The 15,406-nt window shown below is 70.7% G+C and carries 15 protein-coding genes; 12 read left to right on the top strand and 3 right to left on the bottom strand.

Annotated features, from left to right (window positions below; translation table 11 throughout):
• Positions 1-77 precede the first annotated feature (77 nt).
• Complete coding sequence (locus AB0L64_RS07990; RefSeq protein WP_363708978.1) at positions 78-941, bottom strand: LysR family transcriptional regulator; 864 nt, start codon at positions 939-941, stop codon at positions 78-80.
• 70 nt (positions 942-1,011) lie between these two features.
• Here AB0L64_RS07990 and AB0L64_RS07985 point away from each other — a divergent pair, with 70 nt between their 5' ends.
• The 11 genes from AB0L64_RS07985 (at position 1,012) to AB0L64_RS07935 (ending at position 11,861) form a co-directional block, all read left to right on the top strand.
• Positions 1,012-2,001, top strand: a complete 990-nt coding sequence (locus tag AB0L64_RS07985; RefSeq protein WP_363708976.1) for an EamA family transporter — start codon at positions 1,012-1,014, stop codon at positions 1,999-2,001.
• A gap of 9 nt (positions 2,002-2,010) precedes the next feature.
• A complete protein-coding gene (locus AB0L64_RS07980; protein WP_355691703.1) occupies positions 2,011-2,388 on the top strand; it encodes a hypothetical protein in 378 nt (125 codons plus the stop codon).
• A gap of 110 nt (positions 2,389-2,498) precedes the next feature.
• The gene (locus AB0L64_RS07975) at positions 2,499-2,873 is read left to right on the top strand and encodes a hypothetical protein (protein ID WP_363708974.1); all 375 of its coding nucleotides are present in this window, start codon (positions 2,499-2,501) and stop codon (positions 2,871-2,873) included.
• Positions 2,874-2,990: 117 nt separating this feature from the next.
• Positions 2,991-3,305 carry an integration host factor, actinobacterial type gene (gene mihF, locus AB0L64_RS07970; RefSeq protein WP_132145957.1) on the top strand — a complete coding sequence of 105 codons (315 nt, stop codon included), beginning with the start codon at positions 2,991-2,993 and terminating at the stop codon, positions 3,303-3,305.
• Between the two features lie 66 nt (positions 3,306-3,371).
• Positions 3,372-3,992 (top strand): guanylate kinase, encoded by a 621-nt coding sequence (gmk, locus tag AB0L64_RS07965; RefSeq protein WP_359923608.1) that lies wholly within the window; start codon positions 3,372-3,374, stop codon positions 3,990-3,992.
• 2 nt (positions 3,993-3,994) lie between these two features.
• The gene (gene rpoZ, locus AB0L64_RS07960) at positions 3,995-4,297 is read left to right on the top strand and encodes a DNA-directed RNA polymerase subunit omega (protein ID WP_355478349.1); all 303 of its coding nucleotides are present in this window, start codon (positions 3,995-3,997) and stop codon (positions 4,295-4,297) included.
• Positions 4,298-4,307: 10 nt separating this feature from the next.
• Positions 4,308-5,537, top strand: a complete 1,230-nt coding sequence (gene coaBC / locus AB0L64_RS07955; protein WP_363708971.1) for a bifunctional phosphopantothenoylcysteine decarboxylase/phosphopantothenate--cysteine ligase CoaBC — start codon at positions 4,308-4,310, stop codon at positions 5,535-5,537.
• A gap of 459 nt (positions 5,538-5,996) precedes the next feature.
• Positions 5,997-6,923, top strand: a complete 927-nt coding sequence (locus AB0L64_RS07950) for a type IV toxin-antitoxin system AbiEi family antitoxin domain-containing protein (protein ID WP_363708969.1) — start codon at positions 5,997-5,999, stop codon at positions 6,921-6,923.
• Between the two features lie 331 nt (positions 6,924-7,254).
• Positions 7,255-8,367, top strand: a complete 1,113-nt coding sequence (locus AB0L64_RS07945) for a winged helix DNA-binding domain-containing protein (protein ID WP_363708967.1) — start codon at positions 7,255-7,257, stop codon at positions 8,365-8,367.
• Between the two features lie 189 nt (positions 8,368-8,556).
• Positions 8,557-9,750, top strand: coding sequence for a methionine adenosyltransferase (gene metK / locus AB0L64_RS07940; protein ID WP_359923616.1), 1,194 nt, complete (start codon positions 8,557-8,559; stop codon positions 9,748-9,750).
• Positions 9,751-9,824: 74 nt separating this feature from the next.
• Positions 9,825-11,861, top strand: a complete 2,037-nt coding sequence (locus AB0L64_RS07935) for a primosomal protein N' (RefSeq protein WP_363708965.1) — start codon at positions 9,825-9,827, stop codon at positions 11,859-11,861.
• Between the two features lie 4 nt (positions 11,862-11,865).
• Here AB0L64_RS07935 and AB0L64_RS07930 read toward each other — a convergent pair whose 3' ends face one another.
• Both AB0L64_RS07930 and AB0L64_RS07925 read right to left on the bottom strand, forming a co-directional pair.
• Positions 11,866-12,939: a phosphotransferase gene (locus AB0L64_RS07930; RefSeq protein ID WP_363708963.1), complete on the bottom strand. Its 1,074-nt coding sequence runs from the start codon at positions 12,937-12,939 to the stop codon at positions 11,866-11,868.
• Between the two features lie 190 nt (positions 12,940-13,129).
• Positions 13,130-14,119, bottom strand: coding sequence for a winged helix-turn-helix domain-containing protein (locus AB0L64_RS07925; RefSeq protein ID WP_363708961.1), 990 nt, complete (start codon positions 14,117-14,119; stop codon positions 13,130-13,132).
• A gap of 64 nt (positions 14,120-14,183) precedes the next feature.
• Here AB0L64_RS07925 and AB0L64_RS07920 point away from each other — a divergent pair, with 64 nt between their 5' ends.
• Positions 14,184-15,398, top strand: a complete 1,215-nt coding sequence (locus tag AB0L64_RS07920) for an MFS transporter (RefSeq protein WP_363708959.1) — start codon at positions 14,184-14,186, stop codon at positions 15,396-15,398.
• Positions 15,399-15,406: the final 8 nt, after the last annotated feature.

Genomic DNA, 15,406 nt, shown 5'->3' with positions numbered 1-15,406 from the left:
GCTCGTCCAGGCACCCGATCGGCCCGAAAGGGCCGACACCTCCTGTCGAGCTGCAGAACGAACGCGAACGACTGCCGTCAGTTGGTGGGGTCGCTCGACTCGCGGTAGAGCGCGGCCAGCAGGTCGACGGCGGCCTGGGTCGCCGGGTGCGGGTCCTCGCGATGCCAGATCAGGTGGACGTCGACCGGGGGCGCGTCCCGCACCGGGCGGTAGACGACGCCGTCGCGGCGGTACTGCGTCGTGGTCGCCTGCGGCGTGAGCCCGGCGCGGCGCCCCGACGAGATCGCGGCGAGCCAGTCGTCCACGTCCTGGGTCAGCTCGATCTTCGGCCGCGCGTCGTCCGGCCACAGGTCGGCCGTGGTGCTTCCGGTGCGGCGGTCGATGACGATGGTGCGGTCCCGGAGCTGGTCGAGCGTCAGCGACCGCTTGCGCGCCAGCGGGTCGTCGGCGGGCAGGGCGCAGTACCGGGGTTCCCGGGTGAGCAGGACGTGGGCGAAGCGGCCGAGCTCGAGGTGGCTGCGGACCACCGCGAGATCGCACAGCCCCTCGGCGAGACCGCCGGTCGCGGTGTTGGTGCGGATCAGCTGCAATTCGACGCCGGGGTGCTCGGCTGCCCAGCGGCGCTGGAATTCGCGGGTCCGGCTGCCGAACGCCGACCACGCGTGACCGACTCGCAGCCGCGTATGGCCGCTCGTCGCCTCACTCACCAGCTCGTCGAGCTCGGCGAGGATGTGCCGCGCCCGGGCCAGCACCCGGACACCGGCCGCGGTCGGGGTCAGCGAACGGCTGGTCCGGTGCAGCAGGCGGACGCCGAGCTCCCGCTCCAGGGCCAGCAGATTGCGCGACACCGCCGCCTGGGAGATTCCCAGCTCGATCGCGGCGTCGGTGAACGTGCCCGAGTCGACGATCTCGACCAGGCACCGCAACTGCCGGATATCCATGACTCCAGCGTATAGATCGGCGGGCGCCTGCATTTTGCGAACGGCGGCTTCCGGCGGACGCTCGGTGATCGTGAGGCGCGAACGGTTGACCGGTGTGGTGATGATGCTCGGCAGCGGCCTGTCGACGCAGGTGGGTGCGTCGGTGGCGGCGCTGGCGTTCCCGGTGATCGGCCCGGCCGGCGTGGTGGCGATCCGGCAGTGGGTCGCGGCGATCGCGCTGCTCGCGGTCGGCCGCCCGCGGCTCCGGTCGATCACCCGCCGCCAATGGCGCCCGGTGGTCGGTCTGGCGATGGTCTTCGCGGTGATGAACCTGTCGCTGTACACCGCCATCGACCGGGTTGGACTGGGCCTCGCAGTCACGCTCGAGTTCCTCGGACCGCTCGCCGTTGCGTTGCTGGGCTCCCGGCGCATGGTGGATCTGGTGTGCGCGCTGGTCGCCGCCCCCGCAGTCGTCCTGCTGACCCGCCCGCAAGCGACGACGGACTACCTCGGCGTCGGCCTGGGCTTGCTCGCGGCAACGTGTTGGGCGTTCTACATCCTGCTCAACCGCAAAGTCGGCCGGGAGTTGCCGGGCGCAACAGGTTCGGCCGCGGCGGCCGCGCTGTCGGGTCTCGCGTACGTCCCGGTCGGCGTGGTCGTCCTGCTGCATCACCCGCCGACGCCGGCCGCGGTGTCGTACGCCTTGGTGGCCGGTCTGCTCTCGTCGGCCGTGCCGTTCCTCGTCGACCTGCTGACGCTCCGACGCGTACCGGCCCAGTTCTTCGGGGTGTTCATGAGCGTGAACCCGGTGCTCGCGGCCCTGGTCGGGCTGGTGGTTCTGGGGCAGCGGCTCGCGATCCTCGACTGGGCGGCGATCCTGGTGATCGTGTCGGCGAACGCGGTCGCGATCACCGTCGCCAGACCTGAAGTCCACTCGAAGGACGGCGACGCGCCACATCACAACCCGGTTCCAGTCGCCGGGTGCGACGTTCTTCACGGCGTGCCGGAGCTCGCGTTGACCCCGGCGTTCGGAAAGGTGTCCGCGGACGGGGAGCCACGGACTTCCCGCGCGACACAGTGAAGGAACACGATGCGGAAGCTGGCAGCCCTCGCGGCCGTTGTGACGATGAGTGTTGGCGCCCTGACGGCCTGCTCGGGTGGCGACTACTGCGCGGACCTGAAGGGGTACGTCGACTCGTCGAAGGACCTGGACATCAAGGACTCCGACGCCGTCGGCAAGATGCTGGACCAGGCGAAGAAGGTGTCGAAGTCGGCGCCGAAGGACCTGCAGGACGACTGGAAGACCGTCATCGACTACGCCGAGAAGGCGCAGGACGCCAAGGGCGACACGAACAAGCTGGTGGAGCTGGCGAAGTCCGACGGCGACAAGATCAAGCCCGCCATGGACGCGATCACCAAGCAGGCGAAGGACACCTGCAAGATCGACCTGCCGGGCGCCGGCAACTGACGCGGTCCTGACCCGACGTGACCTGGTGGGACGGCTCTGCCCGTTCCGTCCCACCAGCCCGGAACGTATTCGTTTCGGATGATTTGGTCACTCCCGGTAGCGTGAGCCCGATGAAGCGTTCTCTCGCCATCCTCGCGACCGTGGCCGCCGGTGCCGGTGTGCTGACCGCCTGCACCGACGAGCAGGCGTACTGCGTCGATCTCGCCAAGTACGCCGCCAAGGCGGTCGACGTCGATCCGCAGAAGCCGGTCGACTACGTGAAGATCCTGGACGACGCGAAGAAGCTCCAGGAGTCCGCGCCGCAGGACGTGAAGGACGACTGGGGTGTCGTCGTCACGTTCGCCGAGAAGGCGCAGAAGGCCGGTACGGACGCGGCCAAGCTGGCTGAGCTCAGCAAGCAGACCGGCGGCGTCATGACGGCGTACAAGAACATCTCCAGCCAGGCGAAGGACAGCTGCAAGGTCGACCTCCCGGCACTGAACTGATCAACTGATCGTTCTAATTCGCGCGTTGTCCGGCGACTCTGTTCCACCACGGCCAGACCGCGGGCTGAACCCGTGTTAGGTTCCCTTGCGAAGCCATACAACGGGACAGGTGAAACGGTGCCACTTCCTTCTTTGACCCCGGAGCAGCGTGCGGCGGCTCTGGACAAGGCCGCGGCGGCGCGGCGTGAACGAGCCGAGATCAAGAACCGGATCCGGCACTCGGGAGCGTCTCCGACGGAGGTGCTCCACGAGGGGCAGACGAACGACGTGATCGGCAAGATGCGGGTCAGCCAGCTGCTGCAGTGCATCCCCGGCGTCGGCAAGGTCCGCGCCCAGCAGATCATGGAGCGCGCCGGGATCTCGGAGACGCGGCGGGTGCGCGGCCTCGGATCGAACCAGATCGCCGCGCTCGAGCGCGAATTCGCTGAGTGATTGCCGAGTGATTTCAGGGTGAGCCAGACCAAAACCTCGACCGGCTCGTTGGACACTGGTGTGACGATGACCACGCACGCGGGACACAGTTCGAACGAGCCGGCGGCGGCTCCCGACCCGGCGCGGCTGACCGTGCTGGCCGGACCGACCGCGGTCGGGAAGGGCACCGTCGCGGCCGACATCCGCGAACGGTTCCCGGACATCTGGATCTCGGTCTCCGCGACCACCCGCAAACCCCGGCCGGGCGAGGTGCACGGCGTGCACTACCTGTTCGTGTCGGACGCCGAGTTCGACCGGATGATCGCCGACGGCGAACTGCTGGAGTGGGCCGTGGTGCACAAGGCCGCCCGCTACGGCACCCCGAAGCAGCCGGTGCTCGACAAGCTCGCGGCCGGCCGCCCGGCCCTGCTGGAGATCGACCTGCAGGGTGCGCGCCAGGTCCGCGAGACGATGCCGGAGGCGCAGTTCGTGTTCCTCGCGCCGCCGACCTGGGACGAACTGGTCCGTCGGCTGCTGTTCCGCGGCACCGAGACGCCGGAGGAGCGGGAGCGCCGGCTGGAGACCGCGACCGTCGAGCTGGCCGCCGAGAAGGAGTTCGACGTGACGATCGTCAACGCCTCGGTTCGGGAGGCCGCCGATCAGTTGGTAAAGTTGATTCGATCACCCTCCATCTCTGGAAAGAGCTGAACTTGTCTGGCAACCAGCCCGTCGCCATCGGCATCACCTCCCCGCCGATCGACGACCTGCTCACCCACACCGACTCCAAGTACAAGCTCGTGCTGTACTCGGCCAAGCGGGCGCGGCAGATCAACGCCTACTACTCGCAGCTCGGCGAGGGCCTGCTGGAGTACGTCGGGCCGCTGGTCGAGACGCACGTCCAGGAGAAGCCGCTGTCGATCGCGATGCGCGAGATCAACGACGGTGTGCTGACCTGCACCGACATCGACCCCGAGGCCGAGGCGGAAGCCGCCGCCGCGGAGAAGTCCGAGTAACTCACCCCGTATGAAGCCCAACGTGGTGCTCGGGGTCGGCGGCGGCATCGCGGCGTACAAGGTCTGCGACCTGCTCCGGAGGCTGACCGAGTCCGGGCACAGCGTGCGCGTGGTGCCGACCGCGGCCGCGCTGGAGTTCGTCGGCGAGGCGACCTGGGCGGCGCTGTCCGGGCAGCCGGTGACCGCCGATCCGTTCGACGACGTGCAGGAGGTTCCGCACGTCCGGATCGGCAAGGCCGCCGAGCTGGTCGTGGTGGCGCCCGCGACCGCGAACCTGATCGCCAAGGCCGCCCACGGGCTGGCCGACGACCTGCTCACGAACACCCTGCTCACGGCGCGCTGCCCGATCCTGTTCGCGGCCGCGATGCACACCGAGATGTGGGAGCACCCGGCCACCCAGGCGAACGTCGCGACCCTGCGTTCGCGGGGGATCACCGTCCTCGACCCGGCGGTCGGGCGGCTGACCGGCGCCGACACCGGCCGCGGCCGGCTGCCGGAGCCGTCGGAGATCTTCGCGATCAGCCAGTTGATGCTCGCCGACGAGGCCGCCCGCGCGGCGGGCCAGTCGGTGGCCGACCTGACCGGCAAGCAGGTGCTGATCAGCGCCGGCGGGACCCGTGAACACCTCGACCCGGTCCGGTATCTCGGCAATTCCTCGTCCGGCAAGCAGGGCTACGCGCTCGCCCGGATCGCCGCCGCCCGCGGCGCCAAGGTCACCCTGGTCGCGGCGAACTCCGAGCTGCCCGACCCGGCCGGCGTCCAGGTCGTCCCGGTCACCAGCACCCGCGACCTGTACGACGAGATCACCGGGCGCGCCGGGGACGCGGACGCGATCGTGATGGCGGCCGCCCCGGCCGACTTCCGCCCGGCCGACGTCGCCGAGCACAAGATCAAGAAGACCGCCGACGGCTCGGTGCCGGCGGTCAGCCTGGTGCAGAACCCGGACATCCTGCAGACGATCTCGCACGACCGGGCCCGCACCGGTCAGGTGATCGTCGGCTTCGCCGCGGAGACCGGCGACGCGGACCACTCGGTCCTCGAGCTCGGCCGCGCCAAGCTCGAACGCAAAGGCTGCGACCTCCTGGTCGTCAACGACGTCTCCGGCGGCAAGGTCTTCGGCAGCGACGTCAACGAGGCCGTCATCCTCGACCGCGCCGGTAACGCCCTCCCGGTCCCCTCCGGGAGCAAGGACGCCCTCGCCGGCGTCATCTGGAACCTAGTCGCCACCCACTGGTCCTAACTCACCACCGCCTCGGCCACCCACCCCGTGGGGCACCCACCCCCTAGGGCCCCCACCCCCTGGGGCACCCACCCCTGGGGCACCCACCCCCTGGGGCACCGCCCCCCCGGCCACCCACCGCCCCCGCACCCGGCCACCCACCCCGTGGGGCACCCACCCCCTAGGGCACCGCCCCCACGGGCACCCACCCCCCGGCCACCCACCGCCCCGGCACCCGGCCACCCACCGCCCCCGGCACCCGGCCACCCACCGCCCCCTGCCGCCCACCACCCCCGGGCTGCCCGTGGGCCGTTTGCGAGGTGAACCTTTCGGCTTGCCCGTTCACCCTTGGCATGCGAGCTGCTAACGGTCCGTTTCAGTGGTGAACCACTGAAACGGTTATCCACAGAACAGCGAATCGGCGGTGTGCGGGGTGCCGGTGGCGCGGATGCTGTAGGGGTGAACTCAAAGCTCAGGTTGGTGGCGGAACGGCAGGGTGGTGTCTTCAGTCGGCGTCAGGCTGTCGCCAGTGGCTACACACCGAAGCAGATCCGCGCGCGGCTGCACGACGGTCGATGGGTCCGGATCCGGCATGGTCAGTACGCCGAGGCGCTCGACACGACCGGGGTCGAGCCTTGGGTCCTGGCCCGTCAGGACCACCTGCGATTGGTCCACGCCGCCGTCAATGCACGGCGGACCGCCGCGGTCGCGATCAGCCATCAGTCTGCGCTGGCTCTGCATGGTTTGCCGTTGTGGGGACTGGACCTCAGCTGCGTTCACATCACCCGGCGGGACGACACGACCAGCGGGACAGTGGCAGGTGTGCATCACCACGCGGGCGGCTTGGCCGACGCCGACCTCACCCGGGTCGGCGGGCTCGTGACGACGACCGCCGCTCGTGCGGTGTTCGAGACCGCGTGTACGACGTCCTTCGAGGCAGCCGTCGTGAGCTTCGACGCAGCGCTGCGCGACTGCTCGATCAGCGCGGCCGACGTACGGCGGTTGCTCGATGCGACGGCGTACTGGCCGGGCAGCGCGACAGCCCGTGCCGCACTGAACTTCGCTGATCTGCGTTCGGAATCCGTGGGGGAGTCCCGGATGCGGGTGCTCTTCGCCGACCACGGGCTGCCGGCTCCTGAACTGCAGGTCGAGTTCCACGATGCCCGCGGGTTCGTCGCCCGGGTCGACTTCTTCATCGCCGAGTTCAACACGGTCGTCGAGTTCGACGGGAGACTGAAGTACGCCGGCTCCTCCAGTGAGGTTCTGGTGCAGGAGAAGATCCGTGAGGACCGGCTGCGAGCGCTGGGGCTCGAGGTGGTCAGAGCGGATTGGACAGACTTCCACCGACCGGAACGCTTGCTGACCGACATCCGGAGCGCGTTCGCCCGCTCCGGCCGGGCGGCCTGACCCCCGCCGGTCCGCCGAGGAGGTCAACCGCTCATTTGGCCCCTTCCTGCCACGGATAACGCAGGGGGAACGGGCACCGTCGGGGGTTCACCTCTCAAACGTGCCGGTGCCCGGTGCCCGGTGCGGGGGTGCGGCGGTGCGGGGGTGCGCGGTGCGGGGGGTGCGGGGATGCGCGGTGCGGGGATGCGCGGTGCGGGGATGCGCGGTGCGGGGATGCGCGGTGCGGGGATGCGCGGTGCGGGGGTGCGGGGTGTGGGGGTGTGGGGATGTGCGGTGCGGGTGTGGGGAGAAGGGGACAGGGGCTGTCCGCTTTGCGTTTTAGGGTCGGGGTGTGGAGATCAGTTGGGAGGCCGTCGTAGCGCGGCGGATGCGGCGGCATGGGTTGATGGCGCCGGTCGGTACGGCGGTGGATGCTGTGCGGGCGATGTGTGGGGCGCATGCGCAGATCGCGGCGGCGGGGGAGGCTTCCGTGGCGCTCCGGGTGGAAGGGGCGACGCGGGACACAGTGCGGCGGGACGAAGGGCTGGTGAAGACGTTCGGGCCGCGGGGGACGGTGCATCTGTTGCCGCTCGAGGATCTGCCGATGTGGACCGGGGCGCTGGGTGCGCTGCCGGCGAACGGTTCGCAGCCGGAGCCGATCCGGATGACGCCGGACGAGATCGATCAGGTGGTCGTCGCCATCGGCGCGGCCCTGGCGCACGACGACCTGACCGTCGACGAGCTGACCGAGGAGGTCGTCCGGCGGACCGGTGAGTGGGCCCGGGAGCCGACGATCCCGGCGTTCCAGGGCGCGTGGGCCCGCTGGCGGCAGGCGGTCCACGTGGCAGCGCACGCCGGCGTCCTCTGCCACGGGCCGATGCGCGGCCGTCTCGTGACGTACGCGAACCCGCACCGCCTCCGGCCGTTCGAGCCGATGCCCGCCGAGCAGGCCCTGACCGAGCTCCTGGAGCGATACCTCTACTCCTACGGCCCCGCGACCCCGCAACAGTTCGCCCGTTGGCTCAGCGTCGCTCCGACGCGAGTCAAGCCGTACTTCGAGGGCCTTCCGCAGGTCGAGCTCGACGGTCAGGCCGCCTGGGTGGCTCCCGGTGACGACGAGTTCCCCGACGACCGCGCCGAGGGCGTCCGGCTGCTGCCGTACTTCGACGCGTACGGCGTCGGCAGTTTCCCGCGCGAGCTGCTCTTCCCGGGCAAGGCGTTCGCCCGCGCGACCGCCCGCGGCCAGGCCGGCAACTACCCGCTGCTGCTCGTCGACGGCATCGTGGCCGGCGTCTGGCACCAGAAGAAGTCCGGCCGGAGGGTGCAGGTCACCGTCGAGGCGCTCGCCCCGCTGAACAGGCGCCGCCGCGCCCTGCTGGACGCGGAGGTAGACCGCGTGGCTGCGATCCTTGGTGCTACGGCGTCGCTCACACTGGGCGACGTGACGGTCGGCGCTCACGCCTGAAACGGCAGCGATCGTCCAGAATATGGTCACAGATCTCGTATCCTGGATGAATTCGGAGCGTCACCGGGACGCGGGTGGAAACTGCTGGCATACTTCCCAAGATGCATCGCCAACCGCCGGTGCATGGGGGGATCGCGCGGTTGTGCCAACGCGCAACCGGGCGGCACAAGAGGAATCCGAGGGAGAACTGTGGCGAGGCGCCTTTTCACGTCCGAGTCCGTGACCGAAGGTCACCCGGACAAGATCGCTGACCAGATCAGCGACTCCATTCTCGACGCGTTGCTGGCCGAGGACCCGAAGAGCCGGGTCGCGGTCGAGACCCTGATCACCACGGGTCTGGTCGTTGTCGCGGGAGAGGTCACCACGACGGCGTACGTCGACATTCCCGGGATCGTGCGATCGCGCATCCTGGAGATCGGCTACGACTCGTCCCTGAAGGGTTTCGACGGCGCGTCCTGTGGGGTGCAGGTCGCCATCGGGAGCCAGTCCCCGGACATCGCGCAGGGTGTCGACACGGCGTACGAGACGCGCTCGGACGCGTCCCAGGACGCCCTGGATCTGCAGGGCGCGGGCGACCAGGGCCTGATGTTCGGCTACGCGTCGAACGAGACGCCGGAGCTGATGCCGCTGCCGATCACCATCGCGCACCGCCTGTCCGAGCGGCTCGCCGAGGTCCGCAAGAACGGCACTCTGGCGTATCTGCGGCCCGACGGCAAGACCCAGGTCACAGTCGAGTACGACGGCGACAAGGCGGTCCGGATCGACACCGTGGTGGTGTCCAGCCAGCACGCGGCGGACATCAACCTGGAGTCGATGCTGACGCCGGACATCAAGAAGCACGTCGTCGACCCGGTGCTCGAGCAGTTCGACATCGACGCGAGCGACTACAAGCTGCTGGTGAACCCGACCGGCCGGTTCGAGATCGGCGGCCCGATGGGCGACGCCGGGCTGACCGGGCGGAAGATCATCATCGACACCTACGGCGGGATGGCGCGGCACGGCGGCGGCGCGTTCTCCGGCAAGGACCCGTCCAAGGTGGACCGCTCGGCGGCGTACGCGATGCGCTGGGTGGCGAAGAACATCGTCGCGGCCGGTCTCGCGGACCGGGTCGAGTGCCAGGTCGCGTACGCGATCGGCAAGGCCGCGCCGGTCGGCTTCTACGTCGACACGTTCGGCACCGAGAAGGTCCCGGTCGAGAAGATCGCCGACGCGGTCCGCGAGGTCTTCGACCTGCGGCCGGCCGCGATCATCCGCGACCTCGAGCTGCTCCGGCCGGTGTACGCCCAGACCGCGCGGAACGGCCACTTCGGCCGCACCGGCGAGGGCTTCACCTGGGAGCGCACGGACCGCGTCGAGGCTCTCAAGGCCGCGGTCGGCAAGTAGTTGGCCTCATCGTTGTCCACAGCGGGTCGGCAGTGCACAACCGCACTGTCGGCCCGCTGCTCTAGCATTCCTCAGTGACATCGAACGTGGCCTCGGACGGGGATTCGCCGGAGCAGCTGACGCTGCTGCGCGACACCGTCCGCAAGTCACGCACCAAGGAACCGGCCGAGATCACCACGTCGTTGCCGGTGGCCCGGATCGCGGTCGACGTCTCGCTCCCGCACCTGGACCGGCCGTTCGACTATTTGGTGCCCGACGACATGGCCGATGCGGCGCAGCCCGGCGCCCGGGTCAAGGTGCGGTTCGCGGGCAAGGACCTTGACGGGTTCGTCCTGCAGCGGCTCGACGAGTCCGACCACGACGGCAAGCTGGTCCGGCTGCGGAAGGTCGTCTCGCCCGAGCGGGTGCTGACACCGGAGATCGCGGACCTGTGCCGCGCGGTCGCCGACCGGTACGCCGGGGTGCTCGCGGACGTCACCCGGCTGGCGGTCCCGCCGCGGCACGCGAAGGTCGAGGGGGAGCCGCTGCGCTGCGATCAGCCGGCGCGCCCGCCGGTGTCGACGTCCCGCTCCGAGTGGTCGCCGTACCCGGCGGGGTTCCTCGATGCGATCGAGCGTTCGGAGTCGCCGCGGGCCGTGTGGACCGCCGTACCGGGGGCCGACTGGGCGCTGGCGTTCGCGCAGGCCGCCGCGGTGTGTGCGGCGTCGGGGCGGGGTGCGTTGCTGCTCGCGCCGGACGCGCGGGATCTCGAGCGGCTCGCCGCCGCGTGCGCCGAGGTGCTGGGGGAGTCCGGCTTCGTCACGCTGTCCGCGGATCTCGGGCCGACGGCTCGCTATCGCGCGTTCCTGTCCGCGCTGCACGGCTGTGCGCGAGTGGTGATCGGGACCCGGGCGGCGGCGTTCGCGCCGGTCGCGGATCTGGGGCTGGTGGCGATGTGGGACGACGGCGACGAGTCGTACGCCGAGCCGCGCGCGCCGTACCCGCATGCCCGGGAGGTGCTGCTGCTGCGGGCGTTCCGGCAGCAGTGTGCGGCGTTGCTCGGCGGGTTCGCGCGCTCCGCCGAGGCGGCGGCGCTGATCGAGTCCGGGTTCGCGCACGAGCTGATCGCGGACCGGAAGACGATCCGGGCCGCCGCGCCGTCGGTGCACGTCGCGGGGGAGTCGGACATCGACCTGGCGCGCGACCCCGCGGCGCGTGCTGCCCGGTTGCCGCACCGCGCGTTCGAGATCGCCCGTGAAGGGCTGCGGGCCGGGCCGGTGCTGGTGCAGGTGCCGCGCGCGGGATATCTGCCGAGCCTGGTGTGCCAGACGTGCCGGGCGCCGTCGCGGTGCTCCACGTGCGGCGGCACCTTGCGTCGTACCGGCGGATCCGGACCGGCCAGCTGCAGTGTGTGCGGCCGTCCGGCCGTCGATCACCGGTGCCCGGAGTGCGGCGACACCCGGATGCGTGCGGCGGTGATCGGCGCCCGTCGTACGGCGGAGGAGCTGGGCCGCGCGTTCCCCGGTGTCGTCGTGCGGACGTCGGGCGGGGACAACATGCTCGACGTCGTACCGGACGCGCCGGCACTGGTCGTCACCACGCCGGGAGCCGAACCCGTTGCCGAGGGCGGGTACAGCGCGGCGCTGCTCCTCGACACCTGGCTGATGCTCGCCCGCCCCGACCTGCGCGCCCCTGAGGAGGCTGTCCGGCGCTGGTTCAACGCGGCCGCCCTGGTGCGCGCGGGCAGCCCCGTCATCCTGGTCGGCGACCCGTCGGCCTTGCCGCTGCAGGCGATCGTCCGCTGGAGCCCCGAGGGGTACGCCGCCCGCGAGATCGAGGAACGCCGTACGGCGCGCCTCGCCCCCGCCGCCAAGCTCGCCGAGCTCACCGGCCCGTCGGAGTCGGTCAACGACCTCGTCACCCGCCTCCGCGACCTGATCCCGCCGTCCTCCGGCCTCGAGGTCCTCGGCCCCGTGGACCTCGACGACGAGACGGTCCGTGCCGTGGTCCGCACCCCGCGAGCCCACGGCACGGCTCTCGTCCGCGCGTTGAAGGAAGCCCAGTCGACCCGAGCCACGAAGAAGAGCCCGGGCGCGGTCAGAGTCCAGGTCGACCCGCCCGGCTTCGGCTGACGCCCTACCTGCGGAACGCGGCTCTGGTCGCGGCCGCGGTGGAGGCGATGTACTCCGGTGGCTCGATGAACCACCACTCGTCGAACGGCACGCCGTTGGTGAGGTCGCGGTGGTAGCCGAAGCACACCAGGTAGAGCGGCCTGATGTACATCACCCCTTCGAGCCGGTCGAGTTCCTCGTCGGTCAGCTCGACATGCTTGCGGTAGGCGCTGACGACCGCTTCGACGTGCCCTTCGTTGGTGCGTCGGGCGGGAGCCCAGTCCCCGGTGCCCCACAGCAGGAACGCGAGGTCGGCGATCCTCGCCCCGCGGCCGGACGCCTTCCAGTTGATGGCCATCGGCCCGTCCGGGCCGATCACGGCGTGGTCGGGAGCATGCAGGAGGTTGCCGTGCAGCAGCCCCTCGGGCAGGCCGTCGCCGTCGTCCGCGGTGCGCACCTGCTCGAGGAGCTGCTCGAAGCGCTCCCGATCGGCCGCCCCGACCTTCGTGTCCACCGCGTCGAGAAAGGCCAAGCCCGCCAGGAGATCCTGCCGCGGCGTGCCCGTCCGGCGCGGGTCCTCACCGCTCGCCCCGCCGGGCCGGCTGACCGATTCGTCGAACGGCAGCGCGTGCAGCCGTCCGAGCAGGTCGCCCATGATCGCGAATCCCTCGCCGGGCGGAAGCGGGGTGTGGTCGATGAACTCCGTGACAAGCACCGAGCTGCCGTCGAAGTCGGACACCGCATCGTCGACGGCGAGACGTTCCGCGGGATAGTCGTGCTGCTCGAGGAAGCGCAGGACCGCGGCATCGCCCTCGACGTGGGCCCGCGGCCGCGCGGGCGGGAACGCCCGCGCGATCCACGGGGCGCCGTCGTTGCGGTCGATGCGGAAGACGTACGTCTTGTGCACGCTGAGCTTGGTCGCCGAGACCGCGTCGATCCCGTACCGCTTCCGCAGGTGGGCGAGCAGCCGGTCCGCGTCCGGCTCGTGGTAGATGCGGTCGTCGAGACCCTCGAGATCGGTCAATGCCTCGGTGTAGCGCTGCCCGGTCTCCTGGGCGTGCCGCCGTACGACCTTCTTGAAATTGCCGTCCTTCGTCACGACAAGCCTCTCCGTCGACACCTTCGTCCCCCAGTGACGTGGTGTTGAGAGATGGCCTGCTGGCATCAACGACCGAGAGGGCTGACTCCCCTTCGCGAATGGAACCCCGACTGGGGCGGATGTCCCACAGCTCGGCGACCGGTCGGCGCCGTCAGCCAATCTCGCGGATCGCCGCGGCGCTTGTCAAGGATCAGGCGGTCGTGGCGAGGGTCGTGGAGGCGGCCAGGAGTTGATGGCCGAGCGCGGTTCGATGGTAGAGCACGGCCCGGCCGTCGCGGCGGGACGTCACGACGCCGGCGTTGCGAAGGATGCTCAGGTGAACGCTGAGCGTGGGGGCGGAGACGCCCAGCTGGTTGGCCAGATGGGTGGTCGACATCGGCAGGTCGAGGTGGCTGACGATCGCGGCCCGGGTGCGGCCGACCAGGTCGGCGAGCGGCGAGTCGGTGGTTTCCTGGCGGTCCTCCCACAGCCTGCCGAGCCCGCGCGGCGGGTACGTGATGGTCGGGACGTGCGGCGCGCCGGTGACCGCCAGCCCGGCCGGCCAGGTGAACACGCACGGCACCAGCAGGACGCCCTGTCCGGCCATCGGCTCGCCGTCGCAGCAGTACGGCCGGTCGATGTCGATCCGGTCCCCGCTGAACTTGATCGACGGGTGCAGGTTGCGGAACAGCCGCTCGATGCCGCCGGCGGCCAGCTCGTCCAGCCGGAACGCGAGGTCCTCCTGCAGCAGCGACCGCATCCGCCGCCAGTCGGGCTCGATCGCGCGCCGCCAGTACGTCTCCAGCGCCGAGGTGATCAGGTCGAGCGCCGCGGCCGGCCGGGCGATCAGATCCGGCAGCATCGGATGCGGAGTGGCCCGGTACAGCCTGGTCAGCTCGGCCGTCGCCAGCGCGTGCGGTGTCGCGGCGATCGCGGCGAGACCGGACTCCAGGCTCGTCGACCGTCGCGGCGGGGCCGGGGTGAGGAAGTCCGGGATGTAGCCGGCCGACGGGATGAGGGCCCTGAGCAACGTCAGGTCGTCGCCCTCGATCGACGGCCGGACCTTCTGCAGCCACGGGCCGTGCACGCTCCGCGCCGTGTTGTTGCTCAGCGCGCGCACGCTCGTGACCGCCTCCCAGACCGGCGACAGTGCGAACCGGATCCGCCCGATGTCGCCGGCGTTCAGCCTGATCGTGATCACCGGCCAAGATTAGCCGTGAGCCTAATCGTCGACAAGGTCCGGGCCGTTCGCGGACAGTTGCCCCATGAGTGCAACCGCCGTCGGCAACCCCACGTCCACCGCGCTGCCGCGGGCCTTCTGGGCGTTGTGGGTGTGCCAGCTGGTCAACCGGCTCGGCAGCTTCGTGCAACCCTTCCTCGTCCTCTACCTGACCCAGGACCGGCACCTCTCCGCGGGCACGGCGGGCGCTGTCGCCGCTGCCGTCGGCCTGGGATCGGTCGCCGCACAGCTCGTCGGCGGCTTCCTCACCGATCGCATCGGTCGGCGGCTGACGATGCTGATCTGCTTCTTCGGGACCGGCGCCGCCCTGGTCCTGCTCGGCTCGGCCCGGTCGATGGCGCTGATCTGGGCGACCGCGTTCCTGGTCGGTCTGCTCGGTGACCTGTTCCGCCCGGCAGTCCAGGCGACCGTCGCGGACCTGCTGCAGCCGACCGAGCGGGTCCGCGCCTACGGTCTGCTGTTCTGGGCCATCAACCTCGGCTTCTCGGTCTCGACGGTCGCCGCGGGCGTCCTGGCCTCCTTCGGGTACGGCCTGCTGTTCTGGGTGAACGCCGCCACGTCGGTGATCGCCGGGCTGGTGATCTGGACGATGGTTCCGGAGAGCCGCCCGGCGCCGGTGGCCGGGGCGGCGAGCCGGGCGCTGTTGCCGGTGGTCGCGCGCGACACCGTGTTCCTGTTGATGATCCTGATCCAGATCGGCTACGCGACGATCTACATGCAGGGCTACTCGACCCTTCCGCTCGCGATGGCGGGTGACGGTCTGTCGTCGCGGGTCTACGGCCTGGTGATCGGGCTGAACGGCGTGGTGATCGTGCTCGTCCAGCCCTTCCTCGGCCGGTGGATGGTCAAGCTCGACCGCCCGAAGCTGCTGGCCACCTCGATGCTCGTCGTCGGGCTCGGGTTCGGTGTGGGCGCGGTCGTGCACAGCTGGTGGGGTTACGCGCTGTCGGTCGTGGTGTGGACGCTGGGGGAGATCGGGTTCGCGGCGGTCATCGGCGCGGTGTTCGCCGACCTCGCCCCGATCGACCTGCGCGGCCGCTACATGGGTCTGTCCGGTATGGCGTTCGGCGTCGGGACGGTGATCGGCCCGCTCGCCGGGACGAACGCGCTCGAGCACCTCGGCCCGACTGTCACCTGGCTCGGCTGCGCGGTCCTCGGCGTCACGATCTTCCTCGGCCAGTACGCACTGGCTCCCGCCCTGCACGCCCGCGCCGCGTCGAACGCCGAGGTGGCCTCGTAGGGTTGCAG

Origin of the sequence: Kribbella sp. NPDC051936 (assembly GCF_040680955.1) — a bacterium.
In the GTDB taxonomy this organism is placed as follows: domain Bacteria; phylum Actinomycetota; class Actinomycetes; order Propionibacteriales; family Kribbellaceae; genus Kribbella.
The sequence above is the reverse complement of the archived record's forward strand: the minus strand, read 5'-3'. Positions and strand labels throughout refer to the sequence as shown.

What these genes read in the sequence shown, in the direction of transcription:
- coaBC (WP_363708971.1), top strand. Translation starts at nt 4,308, where the DNA reads ATGAAGCCCAACGTGGTGCTCGGGGTCGGCGGCGGCATCGCGGCGTAC.
- AB0L64_RS07980 (WP_355691703.1), top strand. Translation starts at nt 2,011, where the DNA reads ATGCGGAAGCTGGCAGCCCTCGCGGCCGTTGTGACGATGAGTGTTGGC.
- AB0L64_RS07920 (WP_363708959.1), top strand. Translation starts at nt 14,184, where the DNA reads ATGAGTGCAACCGCCGTCGGCAACCCCACGTCCACCGCGCTGCCGCGG.
- AB0L64_RS07975 (WP_363708974.1), top strand. Translation starts at nt 2,499, where the DNA reads ATGAAGCGTTCTCTCGCCATCCTCGCGACCGTGGCCGCCGGTGCCGGT.
- gmk (WP_359923608.1), top strand. Translation starts at nt 3,372, where the DNA reads ATGACCACGCACGCGGGACACAGTTCGAACGAGCCGGCGGCGGCTCCC.
- AB0L64_RS07990 (WP_363708978.1), bottom strand. Translation starts at nt 941, where the DNA reads ATGGATATCCGGCAGTTGCGGTGCCTGGTCGAGATCGTCGACTCGGGC.